This window comes from Sphingobacterium sp. 18053, from assembly GCF_902706145.1.
GTDB classification, from domain to species: domain Bacteria; phylum Bacteroidota; class Bacteroidia; order Sphingobacteriales; family Sphingobacteriaceae; genus Sphingobacterium; species Sphingobacterium paramultivorum.
In genome coordinates this window covers 124,196-142,791 of the sequence record NZ_CACSJW010000007.1, presented here as the reverse complement: position 1 = coordinate 142,791, position 18,596 = coordinate 124,196, and the positions used below count along the sequence as shown (strand labels likewise).

The 18,596-nt window shown below is 39.4% G+C and carries 18 protein-coding genes; 2 read left to right on the top strand and 16 right to left on the bottom strand.

The features are described 5' to 3' along the window. Positions 1-18: 18 nt before the first annotated feature. The 16 genes from GVK91_RS17545 to GVK91_RS17470 form a co-directional block, all read right to left on the bottom strand. The gene (locus GVK91_RS17545; protein WP_159730503.1) at positions 19-2,604 is read right to left on the bottom strand and encodes a carboxypeptidase-like regulatory domain-containing protein; all 2,586 of its coding nucleotides are present in this window, start codon (positions 2,602-2,604) and stop codon (positions 19-21) included. A 263-nt stretch (positions 2,605-2,867) separates the two neighbouring features. Beyond that, positions 2,868-3,467 (bottom strand): hypothetical protein, encoded by a 600-nt coding sequence (locus tag GVK91_RS17540; RefSeq protein WP_153846009.1) that lies wholly within the window; start codon positions 3,465-3,467, stop codon positions 2,868-2,870. Positions 3,468-3,650: 183 nt separating this feature from the next. Next, the gene (locus GVK91_RS17535; RefSeq protein ID WP_159730500.1) at positions 3,651-6,116 is read right to left on the bottom strand and encodes a phosphocholine-specific phospholipase C; all 2,466 of its coding nucleotides are present in this window, start codon (positions 6,114-6,116) and stop codon (positions 3,651-3,653) included. Between the two features lie 185 nt (positions 6,117-6,301). Next, positions 6,302-7,063 carry a tryptophan synthase subunit alpha gene (gene trpA, locus GVK91_RS17530; RefSeq protein ID WP_159730498.1) on the bottom strand — a complete coding sequence of 254 codons (762 nt, stop codon included), beginning with the start codon at positions 7,061-7,063 and terminating at the stop codon, positions 6,302-6,304. A gap of 3 nt (positions 7,064-7,066) precedes the next feature. Beyond that, positions 7,067-8,251, bottom strand: a complete 1,185-nt coding sequence (gene trpB / locus GVK91_RS17525) for a tryptophan synthase subunit beta (protein WP_159730496.1) — start codon at positions 8,249-8,251, stop codon at positions 7,067-7,069. Beyond that, positions 8,248-8,874, bottom strand: coding sequence for a phosphoribosylanthranilate isomerase (locus GVK91_RS17520; protein WP_153846005.1), 627 nt, complete (start codon positions 8,872-8,874; stop codon positions 8,248-8,250). The genes trpB and GVK91_RS17520 overlap by 4 nt, the downstream gene beginning before the upstream one ends. Position 8,875: 1 nt before the next feature. Next, the gene (trpD, locus tag GVK91_RS17515; RefSeq protein WP_153846004.1) at positions 8,876-9,865 is read right to left on the bottom strand and encodes an anthranilate phosphoribosyltransferase; all 990 of its coding nucleotides are present in this window, start codon (positions 9,863-9,865) and stop codon (positions 8,876-8,878) included. Positions 9,866-10,215: 350 nt separating this feature from the next. After that, complete coding sequence (locus GVK91_RS17510; RefSeq protein WP_153846003.1) at positions 10,216-10,683, bottom strand: hypothetical protein; 468 nt, start codon at positions 10,681-10,683, stop codon at positions 10,216-10,218. A gap of 150 nt (positions 10,684-10,833) precedes the next feature. Then, on the bottom strand, positions 10,834-11,055 hold the full coding sequence (locus GVK91_RS17505) for a DUF2795 domain-containing protein (RefSeq protein ID WP_028072584.1): 222 nt from the start codon (positions 11,053-11,055) through the stop codon (positions 10,834-10,836). 122 nt (positions 11,056-11,177) lie between these two features. After that, positions 11,178-11,936, bottom strand: a complete 759-nt coding sequence (locus GVK91_RS17500) for an ABC transporter ATP-binding protein (RefSeq protein ID WP_153846002.1) — start codon at positions 11,934-11,936, stop codon at positions 11,178-11,180. Further along, positions 11,918-12,709 (bottom strand): 1-acyl-sn-glycerol-3-phosphate acyltransferase, encoded by a 792-nt coding sequence (locus GVK91_RS17495; RefSeq protein ID WP_159730494.1) that lies wholly within the window; start codon positions 12,707-12,709, stop codon positions 11,918-11,920. The genes GVK91_RS17500 and GVK91_RS17495 overlap by 19 nt, the downstream gene beginning before the upstream one ends. A 66-nt stretch (positions 12,710-12,775) precedes the next feature. Beyond that, complete coding sequence (locus GVK91_RS17490) at positions 12,776-13,690, bottom strand: substrate-binding domain-containing protein (RefSeq protein ID WP_153846001.1); 915 nt, start codon at positions 13,688-13,690, stop codon at positions 12,776-12,778. A 5-nt stretch (positions 13,691-13,695) separates the two neighbouring features. Beyond that, on the bottom strand, positions 13,696-14,166 hold the full coding sequence (locus GVK91_RS17485) for a DsrE family protein (protein WP_153846000.1): 471 nt from the start codon (positions 14,164-14,166) through the stop codon (positions 13,696-13,698). A 31-nt stretch (positions 14,167-14,197) separates the two neighbouring features. Beyond that, positions 14,198-15,178 carry a c-type cytochrome gene (locus GVK91_RS17480; RefSeq protein ID WP_153845999.1) on the bottom strand — a complete coding sequence of 327 codons (981 nt, stop codon included), beginning with the start codon at positions 15,176-15,178 and terminating at the stop codon, positions 14,198-14,200. Between the two features lie 80 nt (positions 15,179-15,258). Next, the gene (locus tag GVK91_RS17475) at positions 15,259-16,161 is read right to left on the bottom strand and encodes a LysR family transcriptional regulator (protein ID WP_153845998.1); all 903 of its coding nucleotides are present in this window, start codon (positions 16,159-16,161) and stop codon (positions 15,259-15,261) included. Positions 16,162-16,222: 61 nt separating this feature from the next. After that, entirely contained in the window at positions 16,223-17,593 is a 1,371-nt protein-coding gene (locus tag GVK91_RS17470) for a dipeptidase (protein WP_153845997.1), read from the bottom strand. A gap of 107 nt (positions 17,594-17,700) precedes the next feature. On the opposite strand from GVK91_RS17470, the gene GVK91_RS17465 reads away from it, so the two are divergent. Then, positions 17,701-18,015 carry a hypothetical protein gene (locus GVK91_RS17465; RefSeq protein ID WP_153845996.1) on the top strand — a complete coding sequence of 105 codons (315 nt, stop codon included), beginning with the start codon at positions 17,701-17,703 and terminating at the stop codon, positions 18,013-18,015. A gap of 7 nt (positions 18,016-18,022) precedes the next feature. Next, complete coding sequence (locus GVK91_RS17460) at positions 18,023-18,574, top strand: RNA polymerase sigma factor (RefSeq protein WP_159730492.1); 552 nt, start codon at positions 18,023-18,025, stop codon at positions 18,572-18,574. Positions 18,575-18,596 lie beyond the last annotated feature (22 nt).

The window sequence follows — 18,596 nt, the reverse complement described above, 5'->3', positions numbered from 1 at the left end:
ATTTTTTTAGCTGAGCTGTTATTTGATGAAATAACGAACCCCAGTGTAGAACATGCGTCCTGTTAATGGTCCCCAAAGCATTGAAGTATCAAAATAGTTTCCAAAGGGTTGATCCGCTGCAAGTATTGGCATATTTTGGAAATAATTAGACAGATTTTCTCCGCCCACATATACAGTGAAGTTTTTCTCTTTCCCAAAAGTTTTGCTAATCTGCGCATTCATGGTCGCATAAGCTTTTGATGCTGTAGGCATTTGATATTCAACGGGGTTCTCTGCTGTTGACGGAATGCGTTTTTGTCCAACAACATTCAACGTATAGTCTACACTCCAGCCAGAATGGTGATTATAAGCTAGGTTCACAAAACCACGGTGTTTGGCCAATAGCGGTTTGGTCTTTCTGCCACTTTCAAAATCAGTTTGGACATCAAGTAAGCGATAGGCCAATCTCGTTTCAAAATGTGGTGCTGGCATAAAGCGAAATTCTGTTTGCAAGCTATTGGAGAAAGACTTCCCATTCAAATTGTAAAAATTGATCTCTCGGGGATTTTCGTAATCGACCACGACCTGGTTAGAGAAGCTGTTGTGGAAAAATTCAACGGATGCCGAAGCCTCACGTCCAAAGATCCGCATACTTTGGTCTATCGCTATTCCGCTATTCCAGGAGACTTCAGGTTGTAGGCCATAAGCTTTATCGTATATATTAGGCGATTGAATAACCAATTTTCTACTGCTTGCCAAGACGGCCGTATTCTCTGCAAATATATTTGCTGTACGTTGACCTCTTCCTGAGCTAGCTCGAACCGTTGTTCCCACAATCGGTGCATAACGTAAATGGATGCGTGGTGTTGTAAACCAACCATATAGGGAATTGTAGTCTTGACGGAGACCAAGAATGGCATCAAATTTTTCTGATGGACTATAGGTATATTCTGCAAATGCTCCCGAAACCACTTCTTTCCTTTTGAAGTTTTGATCTTTTAAATACCACTCATTGTAATTGTCATAATTAATGGAGGCACCAACGCGATACTTATGAGCGACTGTGCCGATAATATCTTGAAATAAGAGGTTAGCATACCCATTTTGTTGGTCCGAATTGTAGTTATTGAGTCCAAAATAGCTTTTTTGATTGTAATTTGATCCTGCAAGCTGGAGACCTATGCTGCGGTGCTTATTTTCGGGGAACACATAACCAATTTTAGCGAAACCTTCTACACGTTCAATATCAAACCCCAAACCATAGCGATTCGTTGTACCCTTATCTGTCTTTTCTTTAAAATCAATCTGCCCGCCTGTACGGTCGTCATTGAGATATTTTACCCCAAATTGTACCATAAGTCCTTTTCCATTTTCATAAAACCAACGGTTGACACCAGAGAATAAATTGCCAACAGGCACATCTCTAAACCCGTTGTGACTAAAGTTCATGGATTTGTTGTACATGAAATTGTCGTGCAACAGAACAGCAGTGGACCAATGCTGGCCAATTTTTTGTGAAAGATTTAAGTTGACATCTGTGCGTCCCATGTTGTTAGCATAGGCATTAAAAAACAATCTTTCTGAATTTTGAGGTTTTTTCAATTCGACGTTGATCTGCCCGGCCATGTTTTCGAAACCGTTGGCTACGGAACCGATACCTTTCGCGATTTGAATTGATTCAATCCATGTTCCTGCAATAGAATTTAACCCTAAAGGAGAAGCGAGCCCACGAGGTCCGGGTAAATTTTCAACGGTTAATTGGGTATAAATACCACTAAGGCCTAGCATTTGAATCTGTTTGCTGCCTGTTACAGCATCAGCACTGACGACATCGACGGAGGCATTGGTTTCAAAGCTCTCGCTTAAATCACAGCATGCCGCTTTGAATAACTCTTTTCCTGTAAGAACTTCCAGTCGTGCAGGTGTCATACGGTCGATGTAATTTGAGCGTCGTGTTCCTTTAACCTCGACTTCCATCAACACATTTCCCTTTGCTGTAATCATGATGACTTCATGAAGATCTTTGACCGTGATGGTGTCAGGTTTCATTCCTACATAACTTACAACTAATTTGTTGAACCCTTCTTTATGGTCCAATTTAAAAACACCATTTTCGTTTGTCCTTGTGTTTTTTGTTGGAAGGTTGGCCCAGTGTAAATTGGCACCAATAATGGGTTTAAGATCCCCCTTTTCGTTTTCTTCAACTACAACACCGGTAACTGTATGTGGATGGTCATGGTTATCGGTTGTTACAATTTTCTTTTCGGGTATTTTGCCATTTTCCAATCGCGGATACATACAACATTCATGGAGTTTAGCATAGGATTCATCAGTGGCAACCAAGTTGTCTACATCATGACCAACTTGAGCAATATTTTTCTTGATTGCCTCCAGTTGAACTTTTTTGGGGTTATATTTGATTTGCAATAAATTGTCTCCCGCATTCCAAACAGCCGTTTCTACGCCATGCATTTTTGCGGCAGTTTCAATACGTTTTTTACACATGGCACAATTTCCAGCCACGGTAAGAGTCCTCGTACTGTCGGTCTGTGCCTGTACAAATGCCAGAAAAAATAAGCATAGAATGGTTGTCGTATATATTTTTTTGAAAATTTGATTCATCATTTTAATTAAGAGTATTCGCTTCAACTAGCATTTAATTTTTACCTTCATGATACCGCGCAACCACATTCAAGGGGTACGGATTTATTTTTTCAGTTCTACTATTTTTGCTGAATGATTTAAAATCCACTGTTTTTTGTTCCGTGACAAGCTACGGAAAGATCAATGCTGGGAATGACGGTCTGCCGTTCTCACGAAATATAAAAACTATACTGGACTTTGGTCAATTCAAGAAAATGAACTGTGTTCGGTGAAAAGAGGTGATATTAAATTCTAAAATTTTGATTGAGAATAAAAACAGGCGGGTTCTGTCTATTGTCGCTCGCAAAATCGGTATACTTTAGTTTAGAAAAATCGTCCTCCTCCCCAGAGAAATGATAATAATTAAGTATCCAATGAAGCGTAACTATTGCGGGAGAAAAAGTGTTAAAATCAAGATTTTGTGTTACTCGGCTGAAGTGATCAACCTTTTGTGCTTCGATCTTAACATCTTTACAGCTTCCTGTTTCATGACAGTGGTTCTGCTGTTTTTTTGCAGACTTGGCACAAAGAGGGCAGGCCATATTATGGCTTTCCGATAATGATACACTTTTTGTTTCCCCTTGGCAAAAATGAAGATGCAGTGAGGCACCACTTGCTGCGAGCAAATAGAAAAATAAGCCAATAAATAGTGCAATTTTCTTCATCGAAGCAAAAATAAAGAAAATATGTAATTTTTTTTTGTAATATTTTGGATAAATGTTATAACTTGTAGTAACAAATGAAAAACCAAAAATTACCAGAGTTATGTATTTATTATTTATCAATCCGGTCAGCTCGTATTTGTTAGCTATCTTTTTAATTGTTGGGGCAATTCTATTGTACAAGGGATTCTATCATCTGGTTCGTCGTATACAGGAATAGTACAGTGTGTTCGATCTTTTTCGGAGGACTTTATCGGATAACAGCATATGTAATTTAATTCCTGAAATTTACCTATTCCAGGAAGATGTTATAAGGAAGACATTATAAGAATGGGAACATTTTTTAAATGCTCCCATTCGTTTTGTTTATCGGCTTAATAGAGGGTCACTTTTTCCCGCATTTCCAATCTCGATACGACCCGCATATTGTTCCTCAAAGTTTAGAAAACCAGTGCAGGTGAGGCGGAAATCATACCAAAAATTTTGCTTAGCCAAATCAAAATGTATCCTAATGGATTGTCCACCTTTAAGTTGCAGACTCTTTTTTTCTTTTCCATAACTGATATCCTCAAAAACAAGTTGCTGAGTTGTTTTCCCATTGTTTGTACATGAAAAAGATAAACGCCCAGTAAACGCTGATTCATTTTTACTTTTTTCATAGGTACAGCGGATCTTTAACTCTGGGTTGTTTGTGTCACCTTTAAACGCTCGATAAAATCCATTTGGGCCATAGATTTCGAGGTGGTACATTTTTTTGTCGAAGGCGTCTAGCGACCATTGGTCCGTTACACGATCTCCAGGAGAAATAGCATAATTTCTTGAGGTTCCAACTTCTCCTTTGTAGCTAGCAGCATGGTAGACTGTAAAAGGTGAACCCGAAGCGTGTTTGCCAAAAATTTTATTTGAAGCTTCAAATGTGACCAAGTAATCCCCTTCGGATTGATATTCGCCATGCACATAAAGTTCATAGGGAAGGATACATGAATCCCGGAGCCCTTTTTCTTGTTTTGGGAAATAGGGTGAACTGCTGGGGTCTTGCTCTATTTGTTTGATCTCCATTGCGCTGAGCGCTTTGAAGCCCATGGGAAGGCCTTTGAACTTGGCTTGGTGAATCTCTTGGATAAAAGGCTCCCGTTCTAGTACAATAGGTTTGTTCATGGTTTCGCCATGGTAAGGCCTAAATGCCGAAGTTAAATCTCCACAAACTGTACGCCGCCAACTGCTGATGTTGGTTTCTTTTATATCTTTCTTGATTTTGTGGTTAATAAACTTCTCTAGGAATTGTAAACTGGAGGTATGGTCAAACACTTGCGAATTGACCCAACCGCCTCTGGTCCATGGTGAAGCAATGATCATCGGTACACGATAGCCAAGACCGATATTGCTTTCTCTTCCGCTTTCAGGATAATATTGCTCATCACGGCGTACATATTCTAACCCAGGGTTGATTCCCGCTGATACTTTTCCGCTTTCTGTATCATCCGGATTTGGAGCTGTAAAGGGTGCAAAGTGGTCAAAATACCCGTCGTTCTCGTCATATGTAAGGATAAAAATTGTTTTTTTCCAAACTTCTGGATTTTGGGTAAGAATGTCCATGATTTCGCTAACATACCATGCGCCAAACCAAGGGGAATCAGGATGGTCAGAAAAAAGCTGCGGTGGAGCCAGCCATGATACGGTTGGAAGTTTACCTTCCTCGACATCTTTTCGGAATTGATACAGGACATCTCCTTTAGGGATCTGTAACTCGCGCTGTTGCCCCCCTTCTTGATAATGCATTGTTTCTAATTCCATATAATCGGGTTGTGCACTGTTGTTAACAAAAGCACGGCGATGAATATCTTTTGTCCGCTCATCGAGCTTTTCAAAGTTCTCGGCTGTATATAGCTGTAATTCTTCTTGAATATGCTTGAGATTTTTCTTTAAATTTTCAAGTGCTTCGGCAGCTGTTGTTTCGCTAATTTTGCGCTCGAGATCTTCTTTTTTTAATGTCAGGAGCTGACGATAGCGTGGATGATATTTGACTTGATATTGGGGGAAGTACTCCATCGGATTACAACCAAAATTGGCGAGCCAGCTGTTTGCCTCACCACTATAGCCAGCGCTACTCGAAGAAATTTCATTTTGATAGATTTTCCAGTCTACGCCTAGTTCCGAAAGGCGTTCGGGGAAAGTTGTCCATGTTGCTTTCCCGCTAAACTCGGAGTCTCCATTCCAAACTAAGGCCTTTCCTGTAAGATTTTCCCGGATATTGGCTGTCCAAAAATAAAGCCTATTCGGATTTGTGCCGGTGATGCTCGAACAAAAGTGTTGGTCACAGATTGTGAAAGAGTCCGCGAGAGAATAGTAAAATGGAATATCTTCGCGACTATAATGTCCCATAGTCAACGGTAGATTCGAAAATTCTTTAAATCCGGAATGTTTTACATCCAACCATTTGTTCATCTTGCCTTTATTGCGAGCATCTGTTTGATCGGTCCAGTTGTGCGGGAGACAACCCATCCAGGTGACTTTTGAATCTTTGATATCCAATCGGAAGGGAGCAAATGTTTCACCGGATTTTTGTGTCTGAAACCAGACTTTATTCCGATTGGGTTGACGGATAGCTCTAGGATCATTGAAGCCTCTTACACCACGCAGTGTTCCAAAGGCATGATCAAATGAACGGTTTTCCTGCATTAATAAAACAACGTGTTCGGCATCATAAAACGTGCTGCCCAATGCTGGATTAATAGCCATCGCTTTCGCAATAGCGGATGGAATAACATGGGAGATAGAAGCTCCCCCAGCAAGCATAGCCGCTTTCTTTAAAAAATCTCTTCGAGTATCCATGGTTATATCAGTATTGATTTGATTGGCTGCCTATTGCTTGGTTGATCAAGGCCGCAAAGTTCTTTTCTTTCGAAAAAACACATTTTCGAAAACTGTCTTAAAAATAAGAGTTCGATCCAAGAAAAAAGACTTTAGACCGAACTCTTATTAAAAAATTAACGCTTTGCTAATTTCTAGCCGACATATTAAGCTTTGATAGACGCGATAAATGCTGGAATCTGTGTAAGATAATCCGGTTCTTTTAGCCGTTTGACAAATGCTGTACCTATAATGGCACCCGCCGTATGCTTACTTGCTTTTTGAAAGGTAGGTTTATCGGAGATACCGAAACCAACGATCAATGGGTTTTTTAATTGGAGATCATGTATCCGCTTGAAGTAAGCAGCTGTATCGTCTCCAACATCAAGTGTTTTACCCGTCGTTGCATTGGAAGAAAGTAAATAAATAAAGCTCCTGGAAAGGCTGTCTATTTTTCTGATTCGTTCTTCAGAAGTCTGCGGTGTTACAATGAATATATTTGCAATCCCATTTTTCTCGAACGTCTCTTTGTAAAGTTCTTCGTATTCATCCATGGGTAGGTCAGGTATAATGACACCGTTTACACCTACATTTTTACATTCTTCACAGAATCTTTCAACACCAAATTGGAGCACAGGGTTAAAGTAGCCCATCAAAAATACGGGAATGCTAACATGTTTACGGAGGTCAATCAATTGATCGAACAACTTTTTTACGGTCATGCCATTTGCCAAAGAGACTTCTGAACTGTGCTGAATGACAGGCCCATCTGCCACTGGGTCGGAGTAAGGAAAACCGATTTCCAAAAAGTCCGCGCCAGCTTCTTCCAATTTCTTGGCAATACTTATTGTGCTGTCCAATGTTGGATATCCAGCTGTAAAATATATCGATAAAAGGGGAGTACCTTCTTTTTTTTCAATTGTATTCATGCCTTAAAAATCAAAGTATTTCATATAATTATCTAGATCCTTGTCACCACGTCCAGAAAGACAGACAACGACAGTCTCATCACCTTTAAAAGGTATTTTTCCCAAATAAGCCAGGGCATGAGAACTCTCAATAGCCGGTATGATACCTTCTAGTCGGGTAAGCTCAAGACCTGCATGCATCGCTTCGTCGTCAGTCACACTGACATAGTTCCCTCTACCGGATTTGAATAACCAAGCGTGTTGAGGGCCAATACCGGGGTAATCGAGTCCTGCGGATATGGAGTAAGGTTCTATGACCTGGCCATCCGCTGTTTGCATCAGTATAGATCGGCTTCCATGTAAAACGCCCTCTTTTCCTAATGCTGTTGTAGCAGCGGATTCGCCTGAATCAACACCGTGGCCAGCTGCCTCTACTGCATATAATTGAACCGATTCTTCATCGAGGTAATGATAGAACATACCTGCCGCATTGGAGCCTCCACCGACACAAGCCAATACTATATCTGGATTTTCTCTTCCTGTTTTTGCTAATAGTTGTTTTTTCGTTTCTTCAGAAATAATAGACTGAAAGCGAGCAACCATATCGGGATAAGGGTGTGGTCCCACAACAGACCCAATGATATAATGGGTGTCGACAGGATTGTTGATCCAATCTCGCAAAGCTTCATTGGTCGCATCTTTTAGCGTTTTGGAGCCCGATGTTGCGGGAATAACTTCGGCACCCATCATTTTCATCCGTGCTACATTTGGAGCTTGACGTTGAATATCAACTTCTCCCATGTACACCGCACATTGTATACCTTTCAGCGCACAAACGGTAGCTGTGGCAACGCCATGCTGTCCTGCGCCTGTCTCGGCAATGATGCGCTTTTTACCCAAGCGTTCCGCCAATAGAATTTGGCCAATGGTATTGTTGATTTTATGCGCTCCGGTATGGTTAAGATCCTCCCGTTTTAAGTAAATCGTAGTTCCATATTTTTCAGAAAGACGCTTGGCATGATATAATGGAGAAGGGCGTCCGACATAATCGCTGAGCAGTTGGTTAAATTCCTCCTGAAAGCTCTCTTCTTCGATAATTTTGAGATATTCTTCACGTAGCTCTTTCACATTTGGATAGAGCATCTCAGGGATATAGGCTCCTCCAAAGGGACCATAATATCCTTTTTCATTGACTTGATATATACTCATTTTTTAATAGTATTTATACTGTGACTTAATAGCTCAATATCTTTTAAGCCGGGTTCTACTTCAAATTTTGAATTTAAATCCAGTGCATATAGCCGTGGATCATTTCTTTCTAGCGCTGTTTTGATATTTTCGGGATCTAAACCGCCGCTGAGAAAATAGGGGGTAGTAAGTTTGTATTGGTCCAATAGGGACCAGTCAAATTGTACTCCTGTACCACCATAGTAACTACTTTTGGTATCAAATAAAAAGTAGTCCACAATTTTAGCGTAAGGATCCAGCTGTATCCAGTCAAAGTTTTGATCGATTCCGAAGGCTTTTACGAGGGTAATTGCTGATTTTTCTTTCAATTCAAGACAGAATTCTGCAGATTCATTTCCATGCAGTTGAATTGCATTTAGTTGGAATTCAGTTATTTTATCTAGAATTTCTGAAAGGCTGGCATTGACGAAAACTCCGACCTTACTTAGGCTGTCAAGATCCTTAATGTATGAGGAGGAGCTTTGACCAACATAACGTTTGGATTGATCATAAAATATAAATCCCATATAATCGATGCCCAATGAGGCTACAGCGGTTATATTGTCGGGATATTTCATGCCACAAACTTTTACTTTGATCGCCATTTTATTTTTTGATTAGTTTTTGGAAACTGCGCAAAGCTTTACCTCCCATTAATGAACTTTCAGCTTCATAAAAACAGTCGCCAAAAGATTTTTCGGGATTAAAGGTCTTAATTGCAAATGCGGCATTGGTCAAAACAACATTGTTCTGCACATCTGTACCCTGATTGTTCAATATAGATAAGAATGTCTGGGCGGCATCTGCTATAGTTTCACCTCCCGTTAACTCCTGAGCTGAGACTGGGGTAAAACCAAGCTCTTCCATGTTGTAGTAATTCTCTCCTTGGTTGTTGATTACCTTAAAATCACCGGTCATGGATATCTCATCGTAACCGTCCAAAGCATGAATAATGGAATATTGTTTGTTGGTATTTTGGTATAGGTAACCGTACAGTCTTGCTAATTCTAAACTAAATACACCAACAGACTGAAATCTAGGATTGGAAGGATTTGTCAATGGTCCCAGCATGTTAAAGAAAGTCTTAACACCCAATGCACGACGTATCGGAGCAACGGTTTTCATGGCAGGGTGAAACAATGGTGCATGTAGGAAACAGATATTGGCTTCATCAAGCTGGCGTTGTAGTTCAGACTTATCGTTGCTGAATTGATAGCCTAAATATTCCATGACATTGGATGAACCACAGCTCGAAGATACCCCGATATTACCGTGTTTTGCGACATGGTAACCAGCCCCAGCAGTGATAAAAGATGCTATTGTCGAGATATTGAAGGTATTTTTACCATCCCCACCTGTACCGCAAAGGTCAATTAAATCATAACCGTTAAAATCCAGCTTGAGGCATAAATCATACATCGCATCTCTAAACCCTCCAAGCTCTTCAACGCGAATACTGCGCATACCATAAGCCGTCATAAATGCCGCAATTTGGTGACTGTCATATTTGCCCATGGCAATGTTGGTTAGAATCTCGTAGGCCTCTTGCCGAGAAAATGTCTTGTATTCAAATAAATGCGCTAAAATTTCTTTCATGGTAATTTAAATAAAAAAAGGGCTTACCTTATTTAGGCAAGCCCATCATATCTTGACGTATCAATCAAATAATGCAATAGGAGTTTGCCACAACGTTATTCGTTGTGCCACCACCAAGCTTTATTTGATACAGTTGTTATCATTGTTATTTTTATTAATACAAATATGGTTGATAGAATTATAAAATGCAAGTGTTTTTATTGAAAAATTTTTAAGAAAGCATCATTGGCTTAATATTGCTCATAAATATACTGTAAAATAAAACCTGATGAGCGTGCATTTATGTAAGACTAAGCGTGATATTTAAGGATTCTAAGAGCCGGCGTCTGATAAAATAGGGGCGATGAAAACTAATAGAATACAAAATGGGCCTTATTATTACCTTTGGAGACTAATGTAAAAGAAGCAATTTTTCTATCACGAATGACTGCCGCAAATACAAAACGCTTGAGGTATTTGACAAAGTAGACTTGTTGTGGATCAATACCTTCGAGATCGATATCACTTGTTTCTTTTCTTCCTGCTTGAGCAAAGCTAAGATATTCCAGTTGGTTGATATCCTTGCTCTGTACATTTATCCTGATTTCATCGATGCTTGCCAATAGGTATTCCTGTAAATCTTCATCCAGTTTTTTTGATGTTATTAGATCTTGACTTAGCATAATATCAGTAGCTAGATTCGGATCATGTAAACGTTGAACAAACCTTTTTAAAACAACAATATATTCATTGGAAGTTTGTTGTTCCTGAGCAAATAGGCTTTGGCTGACTATACAGCCAATAAACATAAACAACAATAGCTTTAATTTTATCTTCATATCTGTAAGACTTAGCTTCATCAAAATAGATTAAAACTAGGGAATAAAAACCTTCGGGAGCTAATCGGTATAATCCGTATCGAGTTGTCTCCGAAAAGAGGGCGATGCCTTCAATAAAAAACGCCTTTGAATAAAGGCGTTTTTTATTTTTTAGTATTCATCTTCATTGAAGAAGAAATCGTCTTTTGTTGGATAGTCGGGCCAAATTTCTTCGATATTTTCATATGGCTCACCATCGTCCTCAAGAGATTGTAAGTTTTCAATCACCTCAACAGGTGCACCCGAACGAATAGCGTAATCGATTAATTCATCTTTTGTTGCTGGCCATGGTGCATCTTCTAGATGCGAAGCTAATTCTAATGTCCAATACATATAAAAACAATTTAAGTTCTCTATTTTCGCAAAACTATGATTTAATTTAACTTAAGCAAGTAAATCACGTGTTATTTTTGCTGTATTAATGTAAGTTATTGATTTTTAGAGTTATAATATTTTTAGATATTCTCAAAATCACTCCCCTTTTCGTTTAACGCATCAAGTCTTGGTGACACTGATTTGATTTCAGGGTTTGGATAATCATTTTCGATCAAGCCATCTCGCATGCGTACAATACGGTGTGCATGTAATGCGATATCCTCTTCATGTGTCACTAGAATAATGGTATTGCCCTTGGAGTGAATTTCTTCCAGTAGGCCCATAATTTCAATGGACGTTTTGGTGTCAAGGTTTCCTGTTGGCTCATCGGCAAGTATAATGGAAGGATCGTTGATCAATGCTCTTGCAACAGCAACGCGTTGTCGTTGTCCTCCCGAGAGTTCGTTAGGTCTATGATCCATACGATGCCCTAAGCCGACACTTTCCAACGCTGCAGTGGCTTTTTCCTCTCGTTTAACTTTATTATAGCCCGCGTAAATTAGGGGAAGTGCAACATTTTCAAGTGCTGTATTCTTTGGTAATAGGTTAAAAGTTTGAAAGACAAACCCAATTTCTTTGTTCCTTACTTCGGCGAGTTCATCGTCAGTCATGTCACTCACATTAATCCCATTGAGGATGTATTCTCCTCGGCTTGGTGTATCCAAGCAACCGAGAATGTTCATTAACGTGGATTTGCCTGATCCTGATGGCCCCATTAAGGCAACAAATTCTCCTTTATGGATGTTGAGTGTAACGGAGCTTAAGGCATGAATTGTTTCCGCACCAATTTGGTATTCTCTAGCAATATCCTTGATTTCGATTAAGATCTTTCCTGACATATTTTTTGGAGGTTCTCTAGGTTATGAAAATACGATTTATTCTTCATAATCCAATAGGAATGCATTTTGTCATATACAACTTTTTCTAGTTCTGATGCATTATCATCGTTAAAATCTTTAGTCTCTATCGGGTTGAATACATGTATTTTAACTATTCCCGGCCGAGATCCTCTTTTCGAGCCGTCATCGAAAAAGATATCCCAGGCATTTTCTATGATAATGGGTACTGTGGGAACGTCATTCTGAATAGCGATTCGAAAGGCTCCGGATTTAAATGCGTGAATCTGTGGAGGGAAACCATCATCGATTTTTCCTTCTGGAAAGATAACGACACTTGTGCCATTTCGGACGAGTTCATTGGCACGTTGGAAGGCCTTGAAAGAAGAGACTTTACTTCTTCTTGTGACCGGGATATCTATTGTTTTGAAAAAAATACGTGTAACCGGATTTTTAAGCAATGAAGCTTTTCCGATAAATGAAAAAGGAGCTGGGCACAAATAGGTGAGGGCTGTTATATCCAAGACCGAAGTATGATTGGGACACAATACCATGGAACGGTTCCAATCTATTTTTGATTCATAGCTCACCTTAAAAAATACACCAGCTAGGGCCGAACCACCAACTGATACCCAGCGTCGCATACGGGCGATTCTAGCATAGTTTTTTTCGGGACGCCGTGCTAAAAAATAGATATAAGGGAAAAACAGAAGAAAAACAAGTAGAACGCTGATAAAATACCAATACCGATGGAGTTTTTTGAGCAATAGGATCATACAAGTCAACTAATTTTGACCTAAAGTAAAGAAAGAAAATGGATAATTAATTATCCATTTTCTTTTTTAGTCTACTGTGAAACCATATTTCTTGTAAATATTCTTGGCTGTTGGCGAGTCCATGAATTTTAAAAAGTCATCTGCAGCCTGCGCATGGGGTGCGTTTTTAAGCTTTGCAGCAACGTAAGTTGCAGTTGTATTTTGTGCATCAGGAATGGTGATCCCTTCAACTGGATGGCCAATTAGTTTTTGGTAAACGACTTCAGAAGCCCAAACCGGAGCTGCGTCTGCCTGTCCATACAATATACGCATGGGGCTCTCCCTATGGTGGATCTTGGTCAGATAAGTGCTGCCATCTTTGACCTTATCATCCATGATTTTCTTGACGAGTTGTTCGCCCCCGGCTTTTCTATAGGATGCTTTGATTTGCTCCCCAATTCCTTCCCATTGGGGATTAGGCATGCTGATACGAACTTTGTCATTCCCCAGATCATTCAATGTTCTGATATTACCTGGATTTCCTTTTGGAATCATCAAACAGATATTGTTGTAGCAATAAACCTGTGTATGACTGAAGTAATCTGCCATCTCGTTGATCGCTCGTTTACTCGCTGTGTAAATATCGGGCTTATGCGTAATGCGTAGATTGCCTATCGTGATTGATCCGCCTTTAATCTGTTTAGCTAAAATGCCTGGCGGCAGGGTTTCAACAAAAATACGTTCGTATTGTGGGTATTCTTTTTTGAATGATGCAAGTAGATCATCGACAACCATAAATTGATTGCCCGCGAAAAAAACGGTAAGCTGCGGATTCTCGATATCACCATATAAATCTGGAATATTGTCTATCCCGGGTACCGTAAAATTTAGAGCCGATTCTGGTGGATTATTCCAGGGTGGGTCAAAACGATGTTCTTGTGCCTTAATTTCCTGGGCTCCCAATAATGCTATTGTTAGACCAAGCAGTAGAAAATTCTTCATTATACTTATGGTTTAACGATAACCCAACCTTCATTTGCTCTTAAGATTAATTCACCATTTCCGCTAGGAACATAGCCTATAAAATCAAATAGTTCTTCTTTGGCAATATGTTTCTCTTCCAACGTATTCAGGCATTGCGCTACGATAACGCCTTTCTCGACGAGGTCTTTCAAAGGTTTCTCGTATTGGCTGTTCTTTTTTAGGTAAGCTTCGGTACCACCGGAAAATGCAACCAACTCAACCTGTAAGTGTCCTTTTAACCGTGGGTCTTTCAAGACATTGTTAATATTACGGATTGCTTTTTCAATTGTTTTTGGATCATTGCTGTCCAGCTGATAGATGGCTTTATACGCTTTTTTCTTAGCAACAGCACCGCTGTATTGATGGTTATTGAGCAACAATTTATTGTCCTGTGCTTTCGCTTGAATAGTCGTTATCGCTACTAAAATGCAAGCGATTGTAAATTGTTTTTTCATATTTATTATTGATTTAATGGGGTATTTATGTTTAAAAATTAAAAGGTCCGAGTTTATGTTGTTCTATACTAACGTTATCGGCATAAGGTGGATAGGGGCTATCTTTGGGTTTTTTGCTTAGATTAGGATAGTCCAATTGCTTGTTTGTTTTTTGAGGTCTATCGAAAGAATTGATGTATGCTGCGACATCATAGGCCTCGTCGTCTTTCAATTGAGGTGAATCATAAGTTGCGCCCAAAGGCATATTAGCTTTGATAAAACGTGTGGCGGTCAGTAATCGTGCCATTCCAGCGCCGTCATTGTAGCTGTCTTTTCCCCATAAGGGTGGATATTGATATCCTTTTCCCGCTGTTTGTAGTAGCCCCTGACCATCTTTTCCATGACAACTTGTACATTTGTTCTCAAAGACCAATTGACCATGTTTCAAGTCCGCCGAACGGTTGGGAATATCCATTTTTATAAATCCTTGGCCTGCCAACCGACCTTTATTAACTGTATTTATGCTGATGTTTTTAATATAGGTGATAATGGCTCTCATTTCCTTGCTATTTTCAGGAATGGCTCGGCCGTTCATGCTTCTCTCAAAACAACCATTGATGCGCTCTTCAAGTGATTCAACCTTATTTTCTCGTCCAATATAGGTTGGAAAGACATTGGTGAGCCCGACGTAGGGAGCAGCAAAAGCCTTTGTGCCTCCATTGAGATGGCAGCTGCTACAGGCAAGCTTGTTGCCGATTTTGACCTCCCCATCATAGAAATAATCGTATGTATTTTTGATTAGCTTTTCACCATAACTGGCCATTTCACCTTCGGGATTATCTTTGAATGAGATTTCCTTAAATTGCGAAACGTGCGTAATAAGCGAGTCGTTGCGCATTTCAAGAGAATCTGTTTGCTTTTTGTTTTCCTCATGTTTTAGTGGAAATACACATAAGGTCGTACATGTAATAACCAATGCTACAATGATCCAGCTGAGTGCCTTTAAATAATCTGTTAGTTTTTTATATTCCATTACGCTAATTCATTTGTACAAATCTAGCCGCCTCAAATCTGGAATTAAAACGAAGTTTGTTTATGAGATATAACATTTGGTTATAACTTGAAGTTTTGCCGCAGACAGAATTGCAGAAACTGGTTGGGCGTACCGGCAAGTCCTCCATATAAATGGGTAAAATAGAAATAACGTTCTATTGTCAATTGTGGAATATCAACAATGGTCAATAGATTATTTAACACTTCTTTTTGCACCGTATGAATAGATAAAAAAGCAAAGCTGTTGCGACGTGCAAGGTAGCCTTTGATACTCTCTGTTGAAGGCAAGATCATTTCTATCTGTACTTCGGATAGATTAATGCTGTTATCTTTTAGTGCATTCTCAATAATTGTTCGTGTACCCGATCCCTGCTCACGTAGTACCAAAGGTAAGCGCGTGATATCGGATAGTATTGGATTTTTTAATTGAGCTAATAGTGGGTTTTGGCTATTTGTGACCAAAACTAACTCATCCTTCATAAAAGGAATGTATTTCAGCGCCCGGTTGTCGGTAGACCCCTCGGTGATACCTAAATCCAATGTTTTGTCGACAAGCTGCTCCTCAATACTGCGGCTATTGGATTGAAAAGACTGGATACGGTTGTTGGGATATTGGGATAGAAAATCGGCAAGTAGAGCGGGTAAAACATATTGGGAGATGGTTGTACTGGCTCCTAAAACGAGATTTCCTTTTCGCCCTTCCTGCAATTCCTGTATTTCTTGACCCGCCTGATTATATAGATTGATAATCTGTTGGGCATATTTATAGAGAATCTGACCTGAATCAGTTAAATTAAGATTGTTGCCCTTTCTTTCGAAGAGTGGTACGCCAAGTTTCTTTTCTAGTTCTTGGATGTTTTTGCTTACGGCTGGTTGTGAGATGAAAAGGGCCGAGGCCGTTTTGGTGAAATTAAGGTGCTGAGCCGCAGTGTAAAATACAATTAAACGAAAATCAAAATCCATAAAACGATAAAGGGTTATTTCTAAAATTTAAAAATAACCCTTTATCTAATGAAAAACTAAATTATTTGCTTAGTTCCGCGTAATATTTATGAAATAAAGGAATTGTTGATATTCCCATAAGGTAATTCTCAATACCATACTTTTCATTTGGAGAGTGTAGGTTGTCACTATCCAGACCGAAGCCTAGAAGTACAGTCTTTAAACCCAATACTTCTTCAAAAAGAGCGACGATTGGGATTGAACCACCACCACGCGTTGGGATAGGCTTAACACCAAAGGTGTCATGGAGGGCTTTTTCTGCTGCTTTGTAAGCAACACTGTCGGTCGGTGTGACGACAGGTTCACCACCATGATGAGGTTTAACTTCTACTTTCACATAATCTGGTGCAATAGATTCAAAATGTTTTTTGAAAAGCTCCGTAATACGGTGAGAGTTTTGGTTTGGTACAAGACGCATTGAAATTTTTGCATTCGCTTTTGAAGGTAATACCGTTTTGGCGCCTTCACCGATATAACCACCCCATATACCATTTACTTCCAAGGTTGGGCGAATACCGGTGCGTTCTAATGTCGTGAATCCTTTTTCCCCCCAGATATTTTGGATGCCCAGGTCTGTTTTGTATTCTTCAATATCAAAAGGTGCTTCATTTAATGCTTTACGTTCTTCAGCAGTCAATTCGACAACATCATCATAAAATCCAGGGATAGCGATATGATTGTTTTCGTCATGTAATGATGCAATCAGTTTTGCTAATATCGTCGCCGGATTGGCTACTGCTCCACCATATACGCCGGAGTGTAAATCTCTATTAGGCCCCGTAACTTCAACTTCAACATAAGAAAGTCCACGTAAGCCAGTTTCTAACGATGGTTGAGCCATGCTGATCATCGATGTGTCAGAAATAACAATAACATCAGCTTTCAGTCTTTCAGTATTTTCTTTAACAAATGTACCCAAATTGACTGAGCCCACTTCCTCTTCACCTTCAATCATAAATTTGATGTTGCATGCTAATGCATCATTTTTAATCATGTATTCGAAGGCTTTTACATGCATATAAAACTGACCTTTATCATCGGCAGAACCACGTGCATAAATTTTGCCATCACGGACCGTCGGTTCGAAAGGAGGGGTATCCCACAATTCGTATGGATCAGCAGGTTGTACGTCATAATGACCATATGTCAACACTGTAGGAAGTGCCGGATCGATAATTTTTTCTCCATAAACGATTGGATTACCAGCGGTAGGACAAACTTCTACATTGTCGGCTCCGGCTTCACGCAATTTCTGAGCAACAAATTCAGCAGTCTTTTCAACATCTCCTTTAAATTTAAGATCGGCACTTACTGATGGTAAACGCAATAAATCAAACAACTCATCCAAAAAACGTTGCTTGTTTGCTTCTACATATTCTTTAATGTTTTGCATATTGTTTGTGTTTGAAACAAATTTACACAAATCGAGACATTTAACTCAATTTGTTGTAACCTTTTCAGGAATGGCTGTGACTAATGTAAAAACTAATTCAAATAATTATGGAAAAGCAATCAGTAGGAGCCATTTTAGGAATCGGACTATTTACATGTATCACCTTGTGTGTTTATTTTATTATGCGGTATCGGAGTATGGCTGTACAGATTCCGGGTGAAAATAAGAAAAGAGAGTCACTAGATTGGCAAAAGCCTGGGATTTTGGTGCTTGGTATAGGAATAGGATTATTCATTGTGGGAATTTTGGATAACTACATGAATACTGATTTGCCAGATTCACTTGCCGTCTCAATTTTGATTATTTCTGCGGGTGTTGCAATGATAATTGCTAACCGATTGGATAAAAAACGCGATATTTAACCCGCCAATGGATGAAATCTATATTCGAAAAGTTCTATCAGGCGATGTGGAATCCTATCGTTATTTTATAAAAACGTATAGGGATATGGCATTTTCTGTCGCTCTTTCTATTGTAAAGGAAGAGCATTTGGCAGAAGATGTCGTTCAGGATGCATTTATAAAATGCTATCAATCGCTGTCTTCCTTTAAAGGGAAATCGAAATTTAGTACCTGGTTTTACCGAATTGTTGTACATGTTGCTTTTAATGCCATTCGTCATAAGAAACTGGAGTTGGTCAATTTTGATCTATCCCACCATGACATGTCGCATGAAGATTCCGTATTGGATGAGATAATCGATCACGAAAGAAAAGAAATGATCAACGATGCACTCACTATTTTGCCCGCTCGCGAGTCTGTTGCATTACGGTTGTTCTATCTCGAAGAACAGTCGATGGATGAAATTAAAGAAATTATGGGCTGGACATTAGCGAATACAAAAGTGATCTTGCACCGGGCCCGTAAAAATATGCAGATCATTTTAAGTCAGTTAATTAAAAAAGCGGAGTATTATGGATAAGGAACAGGAAAAATTCAAAAAA